The 16563-nt window shown below is 44.0% G+C and carries 16 protein-coding genes; 14 read left to right on the top strand and 2 right to left on the bottom strand.

Annotated features, from left to right (window positions below):
* Window positions 1-30: 30 nt before the first annotated feature.
* The 3 genes from BUF11_RS20240 (at window position 31) to hypE (ending at window position 2361) form a co-directional block, all read left to right on the top strand.
* Window positions 31-279 (top strand): HypC/HybG/HupF family hydrogenase formation chaperone, encoded by a 249-nt coding sequence (locus tag BUF11_RS20240; protein WP_073590775.1) that lies wholly within the window; start codon window positions 31-33, stop codon window positions 277-279.
* On the top strand, window positions 248-1285 hold the full coding sequence (hypD, locus tag BUF11_RS20245; protein ID WP_073590688.1) for a hydrogenase formation protein HypD: 1038 nt from the start codon (window positions 248-250) through the stop codon (window positions 1283-1285). Before BUF11_RS20240 ends, hypD begins: the two co-directional genes overlap by 32 nt.
* A 98-nt stretch (window positions 1286-1383) precedes the next feature.
* The gene (hypE, locus tag BUF11_RS20250) at window positions 1384-2361 is read left to right on the top strand and encodes a hydrogenase expression/formation protein HypE (protein ID WP_073590689.1); all 978 of its coding nucleotides are present in this window, start codon (window positions 1384-1386) and stop codon (window positions 2359-2361) included.
* A gap of 47 nt (window positions 2362-2408) precedes the next feature.
* On the opposite strand, the gene BUF11_RS20255 is transcribed toward hypE, so the two are convergent.
* Entirely contained in the window at window positions 2409-3422 is a 1014-nt protein-coding gene (locus BUF11_RS20255; RefSeq protein ID WP_073590690.1) for a LacI family DNA-binding transcriptional regulator, read from the bottom strand.
* Between the two features lie 391 nt (window positions 3423-3813).
* On the opposite strand from BUF11_RS20255, the gene BUF11_RS20260 reads away from it, so the two are divergent.
* From BUF11_RS20260 to BUF11_RS20280, 5 genes are all read left to right on the top strand, one after another.
* A complete protein-coding gene (locus tag BUF11_RS20260) occupies window positions 3814-5430 on the top strand; it encodes a class I adenylate-forming enzyme family protein (RefSeq protein ID WP_073590691.1) in 1617 nt (538 codons plus the stop codon).
* Window positions 5427-7007 (top strand): acyl CoA:acetate/3-ketoacid CoA transferase, encoded by a 1581-nt coding sequence (locus BUF11_RS20265; protein ID WP_073590692.1) that lies wholly within the window; start codon window positions 5427-5429, stop codon window positions 7005-7007. The genes BUF11_RS20260 and BUF11_RS20265 overlap by 4 nt, the downstream gene beginning before the upstream one ends.
* A 97-nt stretch (window positions 7008-7104) precedes the next feature.
* Window positions 7105-7950 (top strand): 3-hydroxyacyl-CoA dehydrogenase family protein, encoded by an 846-nt coding sequence (locus BUF11_RS20270; RefSeq protein WP_073590693.1) that lies wholly within the window; start codon window positions 7105-7107, stop codon window positions 7948-7950.
* 45 nt (window positions 7951-7995) lie between these two features.
* A complete protein-coding gene (locus tag BUF11_RS20275) occupies window positions 7996-9186 on the top strand; it encodes a thiolase family protein (protein WP_073590694.1) in 1191 nt (396 codons plus the stop codon).
* A gap of 104 nt (window positions 9187-9290) precedes the next feature.
* On the top strand, window positions 9291-11249 hold the full coding sequence (locus BUF11_RS20280; protein ID WP_073590695.1) for a BglG family transcription antiterminator: 1959 nt from the start codon (window positions 9291-9293) through the stop codon (window positions 11247-11249).
* A gap of 16 nt (window positions 11250-11265) precedes the next feature.
* On the opposite strand, the gene BUF11_RS20285 is transcribed toward BUF11_RS20280, so the two are convergent.
* Complete coding sequence (locus BUF11_RS20285) at window positions 11266-12444, bottom strand: iron-containing alcohol dehydrogenase (RefSeq protein WP_073590696.1); 1179 nt, start codon at window positions 12442-12444, stop codon at window positions 11266-11268.
* A 308-nt stretch (window positions 12445-12752) separates the two neighbouring features.
* Here BUF11_RS20285 and BUF11_RS20290 point away from each other — a divergent pair, with 308 nt between their 5' ends.
* The 6 genes from BUF11_RS20290 (at window position 12753) to BUF11_RS20315 (ending at window position 16549) form a co-directional block, all read left to right on the top strand.
* A complete protein-coding gene (locus BUF11_RS20290; protein WP_073590697.1) occupies window positions 12753-13211 on the top strand; it encodes a PTS sugar transporter subunit IIA in 459 nt (152 codons plus the stop codon).
* A gap of 3 nt (window positions 13212-13214) precedes the next feature.
* Window positions 13215-13523 (top strand): PTS fructose transporter subunit IIB, encoded by a 309-nt coding sequence (locus BUF11_RS20295; RefSeq protein WP_073590698.1) that lies wholly within the window; start codon window positions 13215-13217, stop codon window positions 13521-13523.
* Entirely contained in the window at window positions 13523-14608 is a 1086-nt protein-coding gene (locus BUF11_RS20300; protein WP_073590699.1) for a PTS fructose transporter subunit IIC, read from the top strand. Before BUF11_RS20295 ends, BUF11_RS20300 begins: the two co-directional genes overlap by 1 nt.
* Window positions 14609-14647: 39 nt before the next feature.
* Window positions 14648-15532, top strand: coding sequence for a class II fructose-bisphosphate aldolase (locus BUF11_RS20305; RefSeq protein ID WP_073590700.1), 885 nt, complete (start codon window positions 14648-14650; stop codon window positions 15530-15532).
* A gap of 88 nt (window positions 15533-15620) precedes the next feature.
* Window positions 15621-16253, top strand: coding sequence for a hypothetical protein (locus tag BUF11_RS20310; RefSeq protein ID WP_073590701.1), 633 nt, complete (start codon window positions 15621-15623; stop codon window positions 16251-16253).
* Between the two features lie 29 nt (window positions 16254-16282).
* Window positions 16283-16549 carry an HPr family phosphocarrier protein gene (locus BUF11_RS20315; protein WP_073590776.1) on the top strand — a complete coding sequence of 89 codons (267 nt, stop codon included), beginning with the start codon at window positions 16283-16285 and terminating at the stop codon, window positions 16547-16549.
* Window positions 16550-16563: the final 14 nt, after the last annotated feature.

The following is a 16563-nucleotide window of genomic DNA, read 5'->3' on the forward strand; positions in this document are numbered from 1 at the left end:
CAGAAAACATGTGCAGGAAGAGAGGCAAATATGTGCGTAGCAATACCGGGAAAAATAATTGAGATTCATGGAGACACTGCCAAAGCCGATATCATGGGAAATATATTTGAGGCAAATATCAGCCTTGTGGACGCCAAGTTAGGCGACTACATTCTTATCCATGCAGGCTTTGCCATTGAAGTGGTACAGACAGAAACAGCACAGGAAATGATAGATATCTTTGCAGAATTGGATGAGGTTATAAGAAATGACACTGGAGCAGGTAAAGAAGGAGCTTAAGGGCTATAAAGGAAGAACAATTAAGATTATGGAGGTCTGCGGCACCCATACCGCAAGTATCTTTAAGGCAGGAATCCGTTCCATATTGCCTGCAGAAATCAGACTGATATCGGGGCCTGGCTGCCCTGTATGCGTAACACCTTCAGCCTATATTGATAAGCTGGTAGAATACTCTTTGAAAGAAAACCATCAGGTGCTTACCTTTGGCGATATGATGAAGGTGCGGGGAAGTGAGTATTCCCTGACTCAGGCAAAGGCTTTGGGCGGACAGATAAGCTATCTCTATTCCCCCTTGCAGTCCCTTGCCCTTGCAAAGCAAAATCCACAGACAAATTATATCTTTGCAGCAGTAGGCTTTGAGACCACGGCTCCTCTTTATGCCATCCTCTTGGAGGAGATGGAAAAAGAGGGGATTCGGAACTTGAAGCTTCTTATTGCGGTAAAGACCATAGTTCCTGCGCTCTCTTATCTTTGTGAGAAGGAGGAGATTGACGGATTTTTATGCCCGGGACATGTGAGTGTTATTATTGGCAGCAAGATATATGAGCCTTTAGCAAAAAAATACCAAAAGCCTTTTGTTGTAACAGGCTTTGAGGGAGAGCATATCTTAGCCTCTATCTATGAAATAATGACCCAGCTTAGTACGGAAGAATACCGGGTAAAGAATCTATATACCAGCGCTGTAAAGGAAGAAGGAAATGAAAAGGCTTTTGGTGCAATTATGAAATACTTTGAACCCTGTGATGCCTACTGGAGGGGAATCGGCACTATACCGGGTTCCGGACTTAGGCTCAGGGAAGAATTCTTAAAATACGATGCCGGAAGCGAAGAGGCCTTTGCAGAAGAAACTCTTCCGAAGGGCTGCAGCTGTACCGATGTCATACTGGGAAGAATCCAGCCCATAGAGTGTCCTGCTTTTGGTAAGAGATGCACGCCTATGGATGCGTTGGGTCCCTGCATGGTATCCTCGGAAGGAGCCTGCGGAATCTGGTATAAGAACCGGTAATGAGAAGCGGTTAGGTTGAAAAAACAAAAATGCTGTTTTTTCAACTACCAATTATCGAATATTCAATCAGAGATTGAATATTCAGGAAAGAGGTTAATATGCATATTGATATGTCCTACGGAAGCGGAGGGAAGCAGACAACGAGCTTGATAAATGAAGTCTTTGTAAAGCATTTTTCCAATCCGGTCCTGCAAAAAATGGAAGACAGTGCTGTTCTTACGGTAAAAGAAAAGATTGCCTTTACCACGGATTCCTTTGTAGTAACGCCTATGTTTTTTAAGGGAGGAGACATCGGAAAGGTTGCAGTTTGCGGTACGGTCAATGACCTTCTTATGATGGGAGCTAATCCGAAATACTTAACGGCCGGCTTTATCATAGAAGAAGGAGCCTCTCTTACGGACCTGGAACATATTGCAGCCTCTATGGCAGCAGCAGCGAAAGAGGCAGGAGCCCAGATTGTGGCGGGAGATACCAAGGTGATAGAAGGAAAAGGCGGTATCTACATCAATACTGCCGGAATCGGTGAGATTGAAAGAGAAGGAATCAGTATTTCGGCTTGCAAGGAGGGGGATATCATTCTCCTGTCCGGTAACTTAGGAGAGCACCATACGGCTATTATGTCCCACCGGATGGAAATAGAGAACGATATCAAGAGCGATTGTGCGCCTTTAAAAGAAATCGTGATGAATCTCATAATGGCAGGAATTGATATTCACTGTATGCGGGATGTGACCAGAGGCGGACTTGCCACAGTTCTAAATGAAGTATCTGCTTCCTCTTCCTGCAAGGTAGAGATAGAGGAAAGGGCACTTCCTGTCAGCCCGCAGGTAAAGGGCTTTTGCGATATATTAGGACTTGATCCTCTTTATATGGCAAATGAAGGAAAGTTAATTGCTGTCGTAGCACAAAAGGATGCCAAAAGAGCATTGCAGATAATGAAAGAATCCCGGTACGGTGAAAATGCTGCGGTAATCGGCACCATACAGGCTGGGTCAAAAGTTGTAATGACAACAGCCTTTGGAGGAAGCCGTGTTATCGATGTATTATACGGAGAAGGACTTCCAAGAATCTGCTAGGTTTTTATATTACCATAAACATTAAATGCAATAGCAAGGCGGGAAGTTCAAATAAGCGCCCTTGTACTTGAACGGACCTTTAAGGTGGGGGTCAGGACTATCTTTGTGATAGGCTCGTCATTACCGTTAATCCGTTCTATAATCCGGTCTGCTACCAAAGTCCCTATCTTGTCATATGGATGGCTTATAGTGGTAAGATTGATAAAGCTGGTGCCGGATAAGGGAATATCATCAAAACCTACTATGCTGACATCTTCCGGTATCCGTATTCCGTTCCGTATCAATTCGTCCATTACGCCATAGGTCATCAAATCGCCCCCGATAAAAGCAGCAGTAGGAGCATCGGGGCGCATCAGTATCTTACGGGCAAATTGCTGGCCGGATTCCATATTCAGGGTCCCGCAGTGGACATAAGATGGGACAGGCTCAACATGATATTCCTTTAAAGCATGAAGATATCCTTCATACCGCTTCTGACTGGTAGTGGATATTTCCGGTCCCCGAAGCATTGCTATTTTCCGGTGTCCCAAGGACAGCAGATGGGTGGTTGCAAGATAGCCGCCCATTTTATTGTCTATGGAGATACTGTCATACCCTGCCATAAAATCAATCTCACGGTTAACGAGTACAATGGGGCAGGAAGCACCTTTTAAAATTTCTCCGAAGGATTTTTCATTACGGGCATCCGCTATAATAATGCCGGAAAAACCATAATCTAAAAGCTTCTGTAAATGCTGGTCGTTTTCGCCGGCTATCTGGGAGCTGTTATATAGGGTCATAAGATAGCCCTTTTCCCGAAGACTGTTATTAATAACCCAGATGAGCTCTGCATAAAAGGGATTCCGGATATCACTTACAATGAGGGCAACCATATTAAGTCTGCCGGTAGCCAGTCCTCTGGCTACAATGCTGGGATGATAATTTGCCTTTTCCATTACCTCTAATATCCTGTTTCTTGTTTCTTCTTTTACCTTTGTGCTGTTCATAAGCACTCTGGAGACAGTGGAGCGGGAAACACCGGCCTCCTTAGCAATATATTCAATATCTATTTTCTTGGACAAACATATCCCTCATTTCCGAAAAATTCAAAGTATAATAGTGTTGCATCAGTATCATTATAGCACATAGGAATATATATGAAAAGTTAAAAGTAGTGAGAGCGGTACCAAAAAATGTTCGCGCTTATACAGAGAATATATAGGAATTTCATCAGGTGATAAAGAATGCTTAGATATTTAAAATTTTAAATAAAAATATGCACAAAATTAAAAGCTAAAAATGGTGATTCTATATAATTGACAAAAGTATAGACTTGGTATTATGATAAATGCATGAATATTTTATGAGAGCGCTCTCATAAAATGCAATTGCTTGATGAATACATTATCAGAAATGATACCAAACACTCGTATCATTGGATATGGTTAACTTAACATGGAAAAGAGGCGGGGTATGATTAAAGGAAGCACACTATGGGATGACTCCATTACCCAGGATATGGAGAGTACAGTGTTTAACGGGATACAGGTTCTATCCTATACCGATATGCCAAGCAGCCTGTATCACGCATTGAGGTTGTCAGCGGATCGGTACCCGGATAAGATATTATTTTGCGATAATTGGGAGCGCTCCTATTCATATCGTGAATTTCTTGCAATGACGGACAAAATGGCCTGGTGGCTGAAAAATAACCTGCAAGTAACCAAAGGAAAGCACGTAGGGCTGCTTTTACATAACAGTATTGAATTTTGTACGGCATTTTTTGCAGTTGTAAAATTAGGCGCCATTGCTGTTCCCTTTCCCACGAAATACAAGGAAACGGAAGCAGCGCACTTGATTATGAAAGCGGATTTGGATGTACTGATATTCAGTGAGACTTTTAAAGGCTGGATGAAGCCTTATGAGGAGGCAGGTATCAGACTGTTGGAGTCAGAAAACGAAGAAGCGGGATTTGGATTCCGGCATCTTTTACGAAGCGGCTTTTACGGAGAAGAAAGTGTGGGGGAGGGGAACTTATCGGATGAAGTAATCATCATGTTTACTTCCGGCACCACCTCCAGGAGTAAGGGGGTAGTGCTTCGGAATTACAATGTCATGAATGCAGTTGCTATTTACCATAGGATACTTGGTATTACTGCACAGGATAAAACCATCATACCGGTGCCTGTTTATCACATTACCGGTATGGTAGCACTCCTGGGCCTGTTTGTATTCACCGGCGGAACGGTTTATCTGTATAAACGGTATGATGCCGTAAGGATACTGGAGTGCATCAGGCAAAACGGTATTACCTTTATGCATGGAGCTCCTACCGTATACAGCCTGATGTTAGAGCATAAGGAGGAATATCCCATGCTTACGAGTCTAAGAATCCTCGCCTGCGGAGGCAGTTATATGCCGACGGAAAAACTAAGAGAGCTTCATAAGTGGCTGCCGCAGGCTAAGATTCAGGTAGTATACGGTATGACAGAGACCTCATCACCTGCTGTTATATTTCCGGGGGATGCACCAACCAGTATTTTCGCCGGTGCAGCCGGAAAGCCTGTCCCCGGGCTGGAACTCAAGATATTGGATGAGGAAGGAAATGAGAAAGGATATCTTGAAACCGGTGAAGTATGGATAAGGGGAAATGTAGTTACCGGCGGTTATTATAAGATGGATACAAGCCTTATTGATTCAGAGCATTGGCTTAATACCGGCGATATGGGGTACTGCAACGAGGAAAGCTATGTATTTATCGTTGACCGTAAGAAAGATATGATTAACCGGGGCGGCGAGAAGATATGGTGTACGGATGTGGAAGAGGAACTTTTAAAGCTGCCCTTTCTTAAGGATGCCGCAGTAGTCGGAATAAAAGATTCCCTTTATGGGGAATCAGCTGCAGCAGCTGTTGTTATTCCGAAGGGGCAGAAGGTAAATGCAGAGGATATCAGGAAAGCCTTAGAGCCTAAAATGGCAAAGTTTAAGATACCGGTCAAATACCTCTTTCTTGACGAGATACCTAAGACTGCCGGAATGAAGACGAATAAAAAAATAATCAGGGAAATGTTTGAAAGGAATCCAATATGATAAAAGCAAATTTTGTGACAGCAAGGGAAGCTGCAGCTATGATCCGGGACGGGGATACCTTGTGTCCTGTAGCAATGACTTTGGTCAGTGCCAGCGAGTCCATATTAAAAGAAATTGAGAAGAGCTATGAAAAAACAGGGCATCCAAAGAACCTGACACTGCTCCATTCCTGCGGGCAAAGTGACAGAAAAGACGGAATCCAGCACTTAGCCCATGAGGGACTGGTGAAAAGGATTATTGGTTCCCACTGGGGACTTCAGCCGAAGTGGATGGAAATGATAGCAGAAAATAAGGTAGAGGCTTACTGCCTTCCACAGGGGCAGATAGCCCAGTTATACCGGAGCATGGCCTGCGGACTTCCCGGGAAAATGTCAAAGGTCGGCCTTGGGACCTTTATCGATCCCCGCATTGAGGGCGGTAAAATGAATGAAAGGACCAAGGTGCTGGAAGACATTACGGAAATCCTGACTTATAAAGAGGAAGAATACATGTTTTACCGGGAGATTCCCATTGATATTTGTCTTATTCGCGGTACTGTCTGTGATGAAATGGGAAATCTGACAACCACGGAAGAAGCCATGAAGCTGGAGGTACTTCCGGCGGTTATGGCGGCAAAGCGTTATGGCGGCAAGGTAATCGCCCAGGTTAAGAAGGTAGCGGCCTTCGGAACCCTTAATCCCAAAGAGGTAACGGTTCCGGGAGTATTTATAGACGCCGTTGTAGTTTGTGAGAATCCTCTCACAGATCACAGACAGACCTCTTCCTGGTACTTTGACCCCTCTTACTGCGGGCAGCTTAGGGTGCCTTGGGGCAATATCGAGCCGGCACCCTTTAATGAGAGAAAATTTATAGCCAGAAGGGGAACCTTGGAGTTATACCCCGGTGCGGTGGTGAATTTAGGAACCGGTATCCCAAATGATATGGTGGGTAAAATCTGCAGTGAAGAAGGTATCTCCGAGGATATTATGATAACGGTGGAATCCGGTATCTACGGAGGAGTACAGGCCGGAGGCATTGATTTTGGCATCGGGCAGAATCTGTGTGCCATGATCGGACACCATGAGCAGATGGACTACTATAACGGAGCAGGAGTTGACTTGACTTTTATGGGTTTGGGAGAGCTGGATGGCTCCGGTAATGTCAATTCTACCAAAATGGGAACCAGGTGTACCGGAGCCGGAGGATTTATTGATATCACCCAGAACGCCAAGAAGGTGGTTTTTCTTGGAACCTTTACGGCAGGAGGGGCGGAATACGGCTTTGAAGACGGTAAGCTGGTTATCAAAAAAGAAGGCAAGATTAAGAAAATGGTAAGTCAGGTAGCACAGATATCCTTTAACGGACCCTTTGCAAGAAAGAAAAAACAGATGGTCGTAATCGTTACGGAGCGGGCGGTTTTTGAGCTGGCAGAAGAGGGAGTGGTGCTTACGGAAATTGCACCGGGCCTTAAGCTGAAAGAGGATATTCTGGACCGCATGGATTTTAAACCAATCGTAAGTCCTGCACTGAAAGAAATGGATAAGGAGCTTTTTATTCAGGACGGAACTTTTGGTTTGAAAAATAAAATATTGAAATAAAGGATGGAGATATGTTGAAAAAACAAAAATGCTGTTTTTTCAACTACTAATTATCGAATATTCAATCAGAGATTGAATATTCAGGAAAGAGGTTAATATGAGAAAATTAGCAGTTATCGGAGCCGGATTAATGGGAGGCGGGATCGCCCAGACCTGTGCCCAGGCAGGCTTTGAAGTAGTAAATGTGGACACCTTTGAACCTGCCCTTTCAAAAGCAAAGGCAAATATCGAAAACCTTTACAGCAAAAAAATTGCAAAAGGCACCATGACAGAAGAGCAGAAGCAGGAAATACTGGGAAGGATACGCTACAGTACGGATATGAAGGATTTAAGGGAAGCGGATATTATTATCGAAGCTGTGCCGGAAAAGATGGAGATTAAGAAAGAAATCTTTCGCATGGCTGATGAGGCAGCAAAAGAAGGAGCCATTATCGTGTCTAATACATCCGGCCTTAGTATTTCTGAAATGGCCGCAGCTACGAAAAGACCGGATAAGGTAATGGGAGTACACTTTTTCTATCCTGCCCCGGTTATGAAGCTGGCAGAACTAATCAGAGGAATTGCCACAACGGAGGAAACCTATCAAAAGGTCAGGGAATTTGCCATAGCAATCGGTAAAGAAGTCGTGGATTGTCCGGAACTTCCGGGATTTATCGTAAACCGGATTCTGGTACCCATGATGAATGAAGCTGCCTTTTTAGTGATGGAAGGCTGCAAAGCGGAGGATGTGGATGCTGCTATGAGGCTTGGAGCAAACCATCCTATGGGACCGCTGGAACTATGTGACTTTGTCGGTATTGATGTAATGCTTGCTACCATGACAGGACTTTATAATGGTTTTAAAGACAGTAAATACAGACCCTGCCCAATCTTAGAAAATATGGTAAAGGCAGGACATCTTGGCAGAAAATCAGGAAAAGGATTTTATTCCTATAACAAGTAACATACGCGGGGAAAACAGATACCGCGCCGTAAAAGGAGGATTATTATGGCAGACTTAAAAGAAGTTGTAATTGTAAGCGGAACGAGAACTCCCATAGGGAATTTTGGGGGCAGTTTAAAGGATATATCGGCTATTGATATGGGAGCAATGGTGGTAAGGGAAGCGGTAAAAAGAGCGGGACTTGCACCGGAGGATATTGACGAGGTAATTGTAGGGCAGGTAGGACAGATTGCAGAATGCGGCTTTGTTGCAAGGGCAGTCAGCCTTACAGCAGGTCTTCCTGATGCTGTGACGGCTTATTCCGTCAACAGGCAGTGCGGCTCCGGGCTTCAGGCCATAGCCGATGCGGTAATGGAGATACAGACAGGGCAGGCAGATATCGTAGTAGCGGCAGGAACAGAAAATATATCCCAGCTGCCTTACTATGTCAAGGATGCCAGATGGGGAGCCAGAATGGGGCATAAGACCTTTGAGGATGGTGTAATCGACATCCTGACCTGGCCTTTAGGACCTTATCATAATGGGGTAACGGCAGAAAATGTTGCCAGGGAATACAATGTCACAAGAGAAGAGCAGGACAGCTTTGCATTAGAGAGCCACCAAAGGGCAGTGAATGCTATTAAGGAGGGCAAATTTAAAGAAGAAATCCTCCCCATTGAATTAAAAGGTAAAAAGGGTGATATTACTATCTTTGACACAGATGAAGGTCCAAGAGAAGGGCTCACCATGGAAAAGCTCCAGAAATTAAAGCCCTGTTTTGTAAAGGACGGTACGGTTACACCCGGTAATGCCTCCAGCTTAAATGACGGAGCCGCTGCCGTGGTAGTGATGTCGGCAGAAAAAGCAAGGGAGCTTGGTATTAAGCCCATACTAACTGTCAAAGGCTTTGCAGTAGCCGGAAATGACGGCGCCCTGATGGGTTACGCACCCAAGCTTTCCAGTGAAAAGCTTGGAGAAAAGCTCTCCCTGGATCTAAAGGATATTGATATGTTTGAAATCAATGAAGCCTTTGCAAGCCAGGCCTATGCGGTACGCAGGGATTTAGGACTGGACGGGGACAAGGTGAATATATACGGGGGAGGCATTTCTATCGGACATCCAATCGGAGCAACGGGAGTTGTTCTGGCAGTTAAGGTTCTGTATGAACTTCAAAAAACAGAGAAAAAGGATGCCATGATAAGCATGTGTATTGGCGGGGGACAGGGGATCTCCATGTACTTTACCAAAGCGGAATAAAGAAAGATATCTTTTGCCAAAGCAAATTTTAGGGTATAATAAAAATAAGTATGGGGAGAGAACTACAGTTAATTGCGTCAGTAAAAAAGCAATGAGGTGAAGCAATGCTATTAACCCGGGAGAAGAAGATATTAGAACTGCTATATACAAAAAACAGGGATTTTACGGTGGCTGAGCTTGCGAATGCAATGCATATCAGTCCCCGTACCGTAAAGACGGACATCAAGCGTATTTCCGAGGAACTAGGGGAAGAAAAAACGGGATGTATTCTTCATACAAAAACCGGTAAGGGAATATGGCTGACCTATGATTCCCGCGGAAAGGAATATCTGGACGAGCTCCTTCGAAACGGAGAAGAATCCTCCTATCTGGTACCGGAAAACAGAAAATATTTTGTGGCGTTAAAGCTTTTAGACGCAGACGGGTATATTTCCATGGAGTCCATAGCCAATTCCATGTTCGTCAGTAAAGGAACGATTGTTAACTGCATGAATGAATTGGAGCCCTTTTTTAAAAAGCAGGGTATTATTGTGGAAAAAAAGGTCAAGTACGGCATGCGTCTTATCGGAGAGGAAGGACAGCTTAGAATTGCAAAAGCCTCTATTATAAGAAAAAATATATCCGTACAGGGCAGCCAGATAGCAGACCGGCTGCAGCCTTTTTTTGAAGGTATTCCTCTGGCGGCCATTAATAATATCATTCAGGATGCAGAAAACAAATTTGAATTTTTGCTGGCAGATACCGCCTATTCAGAGCTGGTTATACAGCTTACTATTGTGGTTAAGCGCATACAAAAAGGCAAAGGCTGTACCATTGGGGAAGCAGACCTGAAAGCTTACCAAAATAAAAAGGAATGGAGTATTGTCCTGTATTTATCCGAAAGATTGGAAAAGGAGTATTCCATTACCTTATCCCCCGGGGATATGGCCTATCTGATGATGAATCTGGAAGGAATGAATACCCGGATGAATTCCCTGACAGCGGAAGAGAGCCTGCTGGAGCCGGACGGAGCGGAAGATTACGATTTACAGAGCTGGGAGGAAATATTAATGGAAGCGGGAATTGTCTTTCATGAAAACCTGCCCAGGGATGAGATGTTAAAGTGTGCGCTTTATATGCATCTAAAGGCTATGTTTAACCGCCTAAGACACCAGATACACCTGTCCAATCCCATGAAGCATATGGTAAAGGAAGAGCTGGTATATGAGGTAGAGGTCGCTTCCTTTATGGCAAAGCGTATTAAAGATAAGTTCGGTATGGAACTGGGAGAGGATGAAATATGTGACATTGCTATTTACCTCGGAGCCAGCTTAGAGAGGGAGAAAGCCCAGAAGTCAAGGAATAATCCTGATATCGTAGTAGTATGCGGCAGCGGGCTTGGTACCTCACAGTTTATTGAAGCAAAGCTTAAGCGGATATTCCCCCGCATTAATATCAACAAGGTACTTTCCGTAAAGGATGCGGAGAATGAGATTCATCCGGGACATCAGGATCTTGTGATTTCAACTGTGCCTCTTTTATTGGAAGGGACGGAGGTTCTCTTTGTATCCCCCATCCTGTCAGAAAGTGATATCTCTGCCATTGAGAAAAAACTGTATGGGAATATTATGGCTGCCCAAGCAGCGGATAAAGGAAAATATGAAAGCTTATTTTCTCTGATGGATGAAAGGATATCCATTTTCAAATGTGATTTAAAAACCAGGGAAGAAGTAATAAGGCTTTTAGGAAACCGCCTGCTGCATGAGAAATATGTGGAAGAAGGCTTCATTGAGTCTGCTTTTAAAAGAGAGGAATTATCAGCTACTTCCATCGGTGATTTCATAGCTGTTCCCCATGCCTTTGAAGGGTATGTAAAGAAAATAGGAATAGGGCTTCTTACACTTAAGAAGCCCATCCTGTGGGGAAATGAGAAGGTTCAGATAATCCTTATGCTTGCTCTGGATGCAAGAGCCCAGGAGCAGTTTAAAAAAGTATTTACAGACTTGGCGGAGCTTACAAAGGATACCTCTTATCTGGCAAAAATCATGAATGCCGAGAGATTAAGTGATGTTATAGCGAAGTAAGGTGCCAAAGGGCACCTTATTTCGCCATATTGAATATCCGGACAACATCCTCTTTATAAAGGGGCTTAAAGAAACCTATCTGTCCGCCTCCGGCCGTAACGCATTTTTCTGCCATTTCTTCAATCTGTTCATCTGTAGGATGAATTCCAAGGGCTGCCATAGTAGTCGGCATGCCTATCTTTTTACACCAGTTCTCCCAGCCTTCTATTCCCTTTAACGCCGTTTCCTCCAGGTCAAAAAGATTCAATGGGGCATCAAAAACCTTAACGGCAAACCTGGCAAAACGAGCCACATTTGTTTTATATACATAGCGTGCCCAGCTTCCCCAGATGGCACAAAGCCCGGCACCATGGGCGACGTCGAACATACCGCCCATCTCGTGTTCGATTTTGTGGGAGGCAAAGTCCGCTACCCTTCCGGTACCGGTAAGTCCGTTATGGGACAGGCTGCCGGCCCACATAAGGTCTGCCCTGGCATTGTAATCACTGGGGCTTTTTAAGGCTTTTACAGCGGCTTCCCTGACAGTAACAAGCAGCCCCTCTGCCATACGGTCGATCAGCTCGGTGTGTTCCGTGTTGGTAAAATAGCGTTCCATGGTATGCATCATAATATCTGCGGCACCGCTGGCAGTCTGGTAAGCCGGCAGAGTGTAGGTAAGTTCGGGATTCATGATGGCAAAGATGGGACGGGAGCAGTCATGGTTGTAGGAGCGCTTTAACATACCCTCTTCAATGGTTATAACGGAAGAATTGCTGGTTTCAGAGCCGGTGGCTGCGATAGTGGAGATGCAGCCCAGGGGAGCAATCTTATTAGTAGTTACACTTCCCATGTATAAATCGGTCAGGTCGAAATCATTTACAAGTCCGTAAGCGATAGCCTTTGCAGAATCAATGGGGCTTCCGCCTCCGATGGGCAGAAGAAAGTCCACGCCCTCTTCCTTGCAGAGTTTTACGCCTTCTTTGACCAGGGACATGTGGGGATTGGGAACCACACCTCCAAGATCGATATAGGATATGCCGCTTTCTTCAAGGCTTTTGTGCACTCTGTCAAGTACACCGTTCTCATACAGATAGGTTCCGCCAAAATGAATCAGAACTTTCTTATAGCCTCGGGATGCGATTTCTTTTCCAGCCAGGGTTTCCGTGTTTTTACCGAAGATAACCTTGGTGGGTGTGTGAAATTCAAAGTTAATCATAAGTTTGTTGCCTCCTTTCAGATGTAGCTTCATTATAGCGCTGTTAATTGGGAAAAGAATAGTTATACAGTTACACCAATATGATGCAAAAAAGTTAACAAAGCTGTATTTACAGAATGATATATATGCTAAATTACCAGTAAAAGAGGGGAGCAATATATAAAAAGTTAGATTTGTTGTGCATTATGTATAATTAGTACAGGCGAATGAGAATAAAAAACTAAAAATGCACCAATATAGTGCAAGGAATTGATTTGTGGAACAGGAAAACTGTTGATATACTAAGCTCAAGAACAGGAGGTACAGCAATGGAAATAAATTTAAGCACATTGATTGACGAAAAGGTTATCCGGTTTGAATTTCCCGGAAACGATAAAAATGAAATAATAAAAAGCATTGCAGCTTTAATGTATGAAGCAGGAAAGGTTACAGATAAAGATAAATACGCAGAGGGCGTATTTGAAAGGGAAAGGGAATGCACCACGGGAATAGGAAAGGGAGTTGCAATTCCCCACTGCAAAAGTGCAGCGGTCAAGGAAGCTTCCTTTGCACTAATCAAACTAAAGAACAGCGTTGAATGGAATTCACTGGACGGGAAGCCTGTCAGTTATGTCATAATGCTTGCGGCTCCTGATAACGGTGAAGATGAACATCTGAAAATGCTGTCACAGCTTGCCAGGAATTTAATGGATGACGACTTTGTAGATATATTGACACATGCCGCCACCGTTGAAGAAATAGAAAAATTATTTATGGGAGGAAGGTAGACTATGTATATTGTATGTGTGACAAGCTGTCCGGTCGGAATTGCCCACACCTATATGGCAGCGGCGAATCTGGAGAAGGCAGCCAAAGCCAAAGGTCTGGAAGTTAAGGTGGAAACACAGGGAGCACAAGGGGTTGAAAATGAAATCACCAAAGAAGATATTAAAAGGGCAGACGGATGCATCATAGCCAGCGATATCAGGATCAAGAACAGCGGCCGGTTTGAGCCGATTCCTACCTTGAACGTCAGCGTAAGCGAGGCGGTAAAAGATGCAAAGAGTATTGTAGAAGAATTGTTGGAGGCGATTGAATAATGGCAGAGATTAAAAGGAAATCAAAAAGCAAAAAAAATCAGTTTATGTTCCTGAAAGATTCCATAATGACCGGTATTTCCTACATGATTCCAGTAATCGTAGGAGGCGGTGTGCTCCAGGCAATTGCAAAAATGCTCGGAGGCTATGATATTGCAACAAGAATGACAGACATTGATTCCCTGGCAAAGGTAATCATGCTTATCGGCCAGGCGCTTATGGGCTTTACGGTACCTGCTATTGCAGCCTTTATTGCCTATGCTATGGCGGATAAGCCCGGTATAGCGCCCGGACTTGCTATGGGAGCTATTGCAACTACTTTAAATACCGGCTTCGTCGGTGGTCTTGTAGGCGGTATCCTGGTAGGCTATCTGGTTATTGCCGCTAAGAAAATTAAGGTTCCAAAAGCTCTGTCCGGTATTATGCCCATTCTGGTCATTCCTACCCTAGTAACGTTGGCAGCGGGGCTTATTATGTATTACATCCTGGGAATCCCGATTTCAGCCTTTATGAAATTGCTTACAGGTTTCCTGACATCCTTAAACGGCGGTTCCAAATTCCTGTTTGGCGCAGTAATCGGAGCAATGATTTGTGCGGACCATGGCGGACCTATTAATAAGACAGCAGCCCTTTTTGTTAATGGATTAAATGCAGACGGATTCTTTATCCCCACTTCTGCAAAGATGTGTGCAGGTATGACAGCACCTATGGGTATTGCTCTTGCTACGTTTTTAGGCGGTAAAAAGAAATTCAGCGACGGTGAAAGAGAACAGGCAAAATCCCTGGTACTGCTTTCGGCCTGCTATGTACAGGAAGGTGTTATACCCTTCTTATTGAAAGACCCCGTTCGAGTATGTGCATCCTGTATGACAGGCGGTGCCATTACCGGAGGCTTATGTATGATGGCAGGGCTGGAATCACCGGCTGTACACGGCGGAGCATTTGTAATTGCCATGACTTCCAATCCCTTGTTATTTATTGGTTTCTGGGCTCTTGGTGCATGTATAACGGGCGTCCTTTATGCCATCTTGAGAAGACCTCTTCCGGAAGGCTATATAGATGAGGATATGTCCTCACCACTAATCTAAGTATAAGAGTCAGGCTAAAGTATTCAGGAGGAATTAAAAATGTATGTATCCATGAAAGAGATGCTGCTTCACGCACATGAAAATAATTATGCAGTTATGGCTATTAACTGTGTCAACATGGAACAGGCCAAAGCTATCATTTCGTCTGCTTCCGAAGAACATTCAGCAGTAATTATCAATATATCCCCCAGACAGATGAAGGCTCACGGACATCCGGAAATTCTGGCTCCCATGATACGGGATATGGCAGAAAGAGTTATGGTTCCCGTTGCTTTTAATCTGGATCACGGAAGCAGTTACGAAGACATAGCTTATGCCGTCCAATGTGGGTTTTCCAGTGTAATGATCGATGCCTCGGGCTTTGAATTCGAGGAAAATGTCAGAAGAACAGCCCTGATAGCATCTCTGGCCCATGGAAAAGGCTTATCCTGCGAAGCAGAGTTAGGTCACGTGGGAATGGCAAACCAACAGGACAATATAAAAACGGATTTGTATACCAATCCCTCCCAGGCAAAGGAATTTGCCAGCAGGACCAAATGTGATTGTCTGGCGGTTGCCATTGGAACGGCTCATGGAAGTTATCCTAAGGGCTTTGTTCCCGAACTGGACTTCGGCAGGTTAAAGCAGCTAAAAGAAACTTTAAAGATGCCCCTTGTACTGCACGGCGGCTCCGGTGCAGGGGATGAGAACATAAAAAAAGTGGTTGAAAGCGGGATTAATAAGATAAATGTGTGCACGGACCTTTTCAAGCATGGCAGACAGGCAATGGCGGATGCAATAGCAAAAAATCCGGACATTGACTACATGGATGTGAATATGGCAGCCGAAGAAGCAATGAAACAGTTTATTAAACGTTATATGAGATTAATCGGCTCCAGCGGACGGTATACTTTTGAGCGGTATACAGGCGCCGAATTGGATTAAAAAAGAAGAAGGGGACTGCTGCAGCGTTATCTTTGCAGCAGCCCCGGGATTGCAATCTCCGGACTAAAATAAAAGGGGGAAGGCTGTTATGGATGAATTGGTATTTGGTTTGGCGGTAAGTGCTTTGCTGGTGTATTTGCTAAGGTTAATATCCGGCTATGGTATGTATAAAAGAAGTGTCCACCAGATGATATATTCCGGGTATCTGGAATATGTGACAAAAAGAAAGCGGATAAGAAAGCTTTCTGTAAGCAGTGACTTTGAGGAGTTGTTTGGGAAAAGCAGAATATTATATCAGTTCTATAAGGGGACAAATCAGAAGCAGCCCCTTCCATATATTATAATAATATTGTCAAGCGGAGTATTTTGCTTTAAAATATGTAATAACAAAGGAAATGTAACAGGGAATATAAGTAAAAAGCTCGTACAGGAAATGAATGATTTTGTCATGAAGCTGCAGGGTAAAATAACAAAGATAAGTACAGAAATCTACCGGATAGCGGTATTTCCTGACCAATGCAGCTTAAATATAGCGGATAATAAAGTAGGTATGGCTGTCATAAAACGTTCCCAGTTAAGACAGGTACTGATTGACATACACAAATCCAGGGATAAGGAGCTTGAACCTTGGGAAATCGATGCAATCTGGGATATGCTGGCGAAGGATTCCCTTGCGCTGGAGGAAAGAAAGAATAATTGGAATGTGAAAGCAGAGGCTTGAGGTATGCAGGAAAGGAGAATGATAATATTATGGTAAAAGAAAAAATCACAGTTGTAAATAAATCAGGGATTCATATGAGGCCTGCAACAGAGCTCTCCAAGCTTGCAGCAGGCCTTAGTTCTGATATTAAAATAATATCCGGCGGGATGGAAGTCAATCCGAAAAGTATCCTTATTCTAATGAGTGCCGGGATTACCAAAGGAACCGAAATTGAGGTGATCTGTGAAGGAGAGACAGAGGAGCAGGATTTAAAAATATTACTGGAAGCTATTGCAGGCGGACTGGGTGAAGAATAAAAAGGAGAGATACA

The organism is Anaerocolumna xylanovorans DSM 12503, assembly GCF_900143645.1.
GTDB lineage: Bacteria > Bacillota > Clostridia > Lachnospirales > Lachnospiraceae > Anaerocolumna > Anaerocolumna xylanovorans.

Coding starts and splice junctions, on each gene's coding strand:
- hypD (WP_073590688.1), top strand. CDS start 248: ATGACACTGGAGCAGGTAAAGAAGGAGCTTAAGGGCTATAAAGGAAGA.
- BUF11_RS20295 (WP_073590698.1), top strand. CDS start 13,215: ATGTATATTGTATGTGTGACAAGCTGTCCGGTCGGAATTGCCCACACC.
- BUF11_RS20300 (WP_073590699.1), top strand. CDS start 13,523: ATGGCAGAGATTAAAAGGAAATCAAAAAGCAAAAAAAATCAGTTTATG.
- BUF11_RS20275 (WP_073590694.1), top strand. CDS start 7,996: ATGGCAGACTTAAAAGAAGTTGTAATTGTAAGCGGAACGAGAACTCCC.
- BUF11_RS20270 (WP_073590693.1), top strand. CDS start 7,105: ATGAGAAAATTAGCAGTTATCGGAGCCGGATTAATGGGAGGCGGGATC.
- BUF11_RS20305 (WP_073590700.1), top strand. CDS start 14,648: ATGTATGTATCCATGAAAGAGATGCTGCTTCACGCACATGAAAATAAT.
- BUF11_RS20315 (WP_073590776.1), top strand. CDS start 16,283: ATGGTAAAAGAAAAAATCACAGTTGTAAATAAATCAGGGATTCATATG.
- hypE (WP_073590689.1), top strand. CDS start 1,384: ATGCATATTGATATGTCCTACGGAAGCGGAGGGAAGCAGACAACGAGC.
- BUF11_RS20310 (WP_073590701.1), top strand. CDS start 15,621: ATGGATGAATTGGTATTTGGTTTGGCGGTAAGTGCTTTGCTGGTGTAT.
- BUF11_RS20290 (WP_073590697.1), top strand. CDS start 12,753: ATGGAAATAAATTTAAGCACATTGATTGACGAAAAGGTTATCCGGTTT.
- BUF11_RS20265 (WP_073590692.1), top strand. CDS start 5,427: ATGATAAAAGCAAATTTTGTGACAGCAAGGGAAGCTGCAGCTATGATC.
- BUF11_RS20280 (WP_073590695.1), top strand. CDS start 9,291: ATGCTATTAACCCGGGAGAAGAAGATATTAGAACTGCTATATACAAAA.
- BUF11_RS20285 (WP_073590696.1), bottom strand. CDS start 12,444: ATGATTAACTTTGAATTTCACACACCCACCAAGGTTATCTTCGGTAAA.
- BUF11_RS20260 (WP_073590691.1), top strand. CDS start 3,814: ATGATTAAAGGAAGCACACTATGGGATGACTCCATTACCCAGGATATG.
- BUF11_RS20240 (WP_073590775.1), top strand. CDS start 31: ATGTGCGTAGCAATACCGGGAAAAATAATTGAGATTCATGGAGACACT.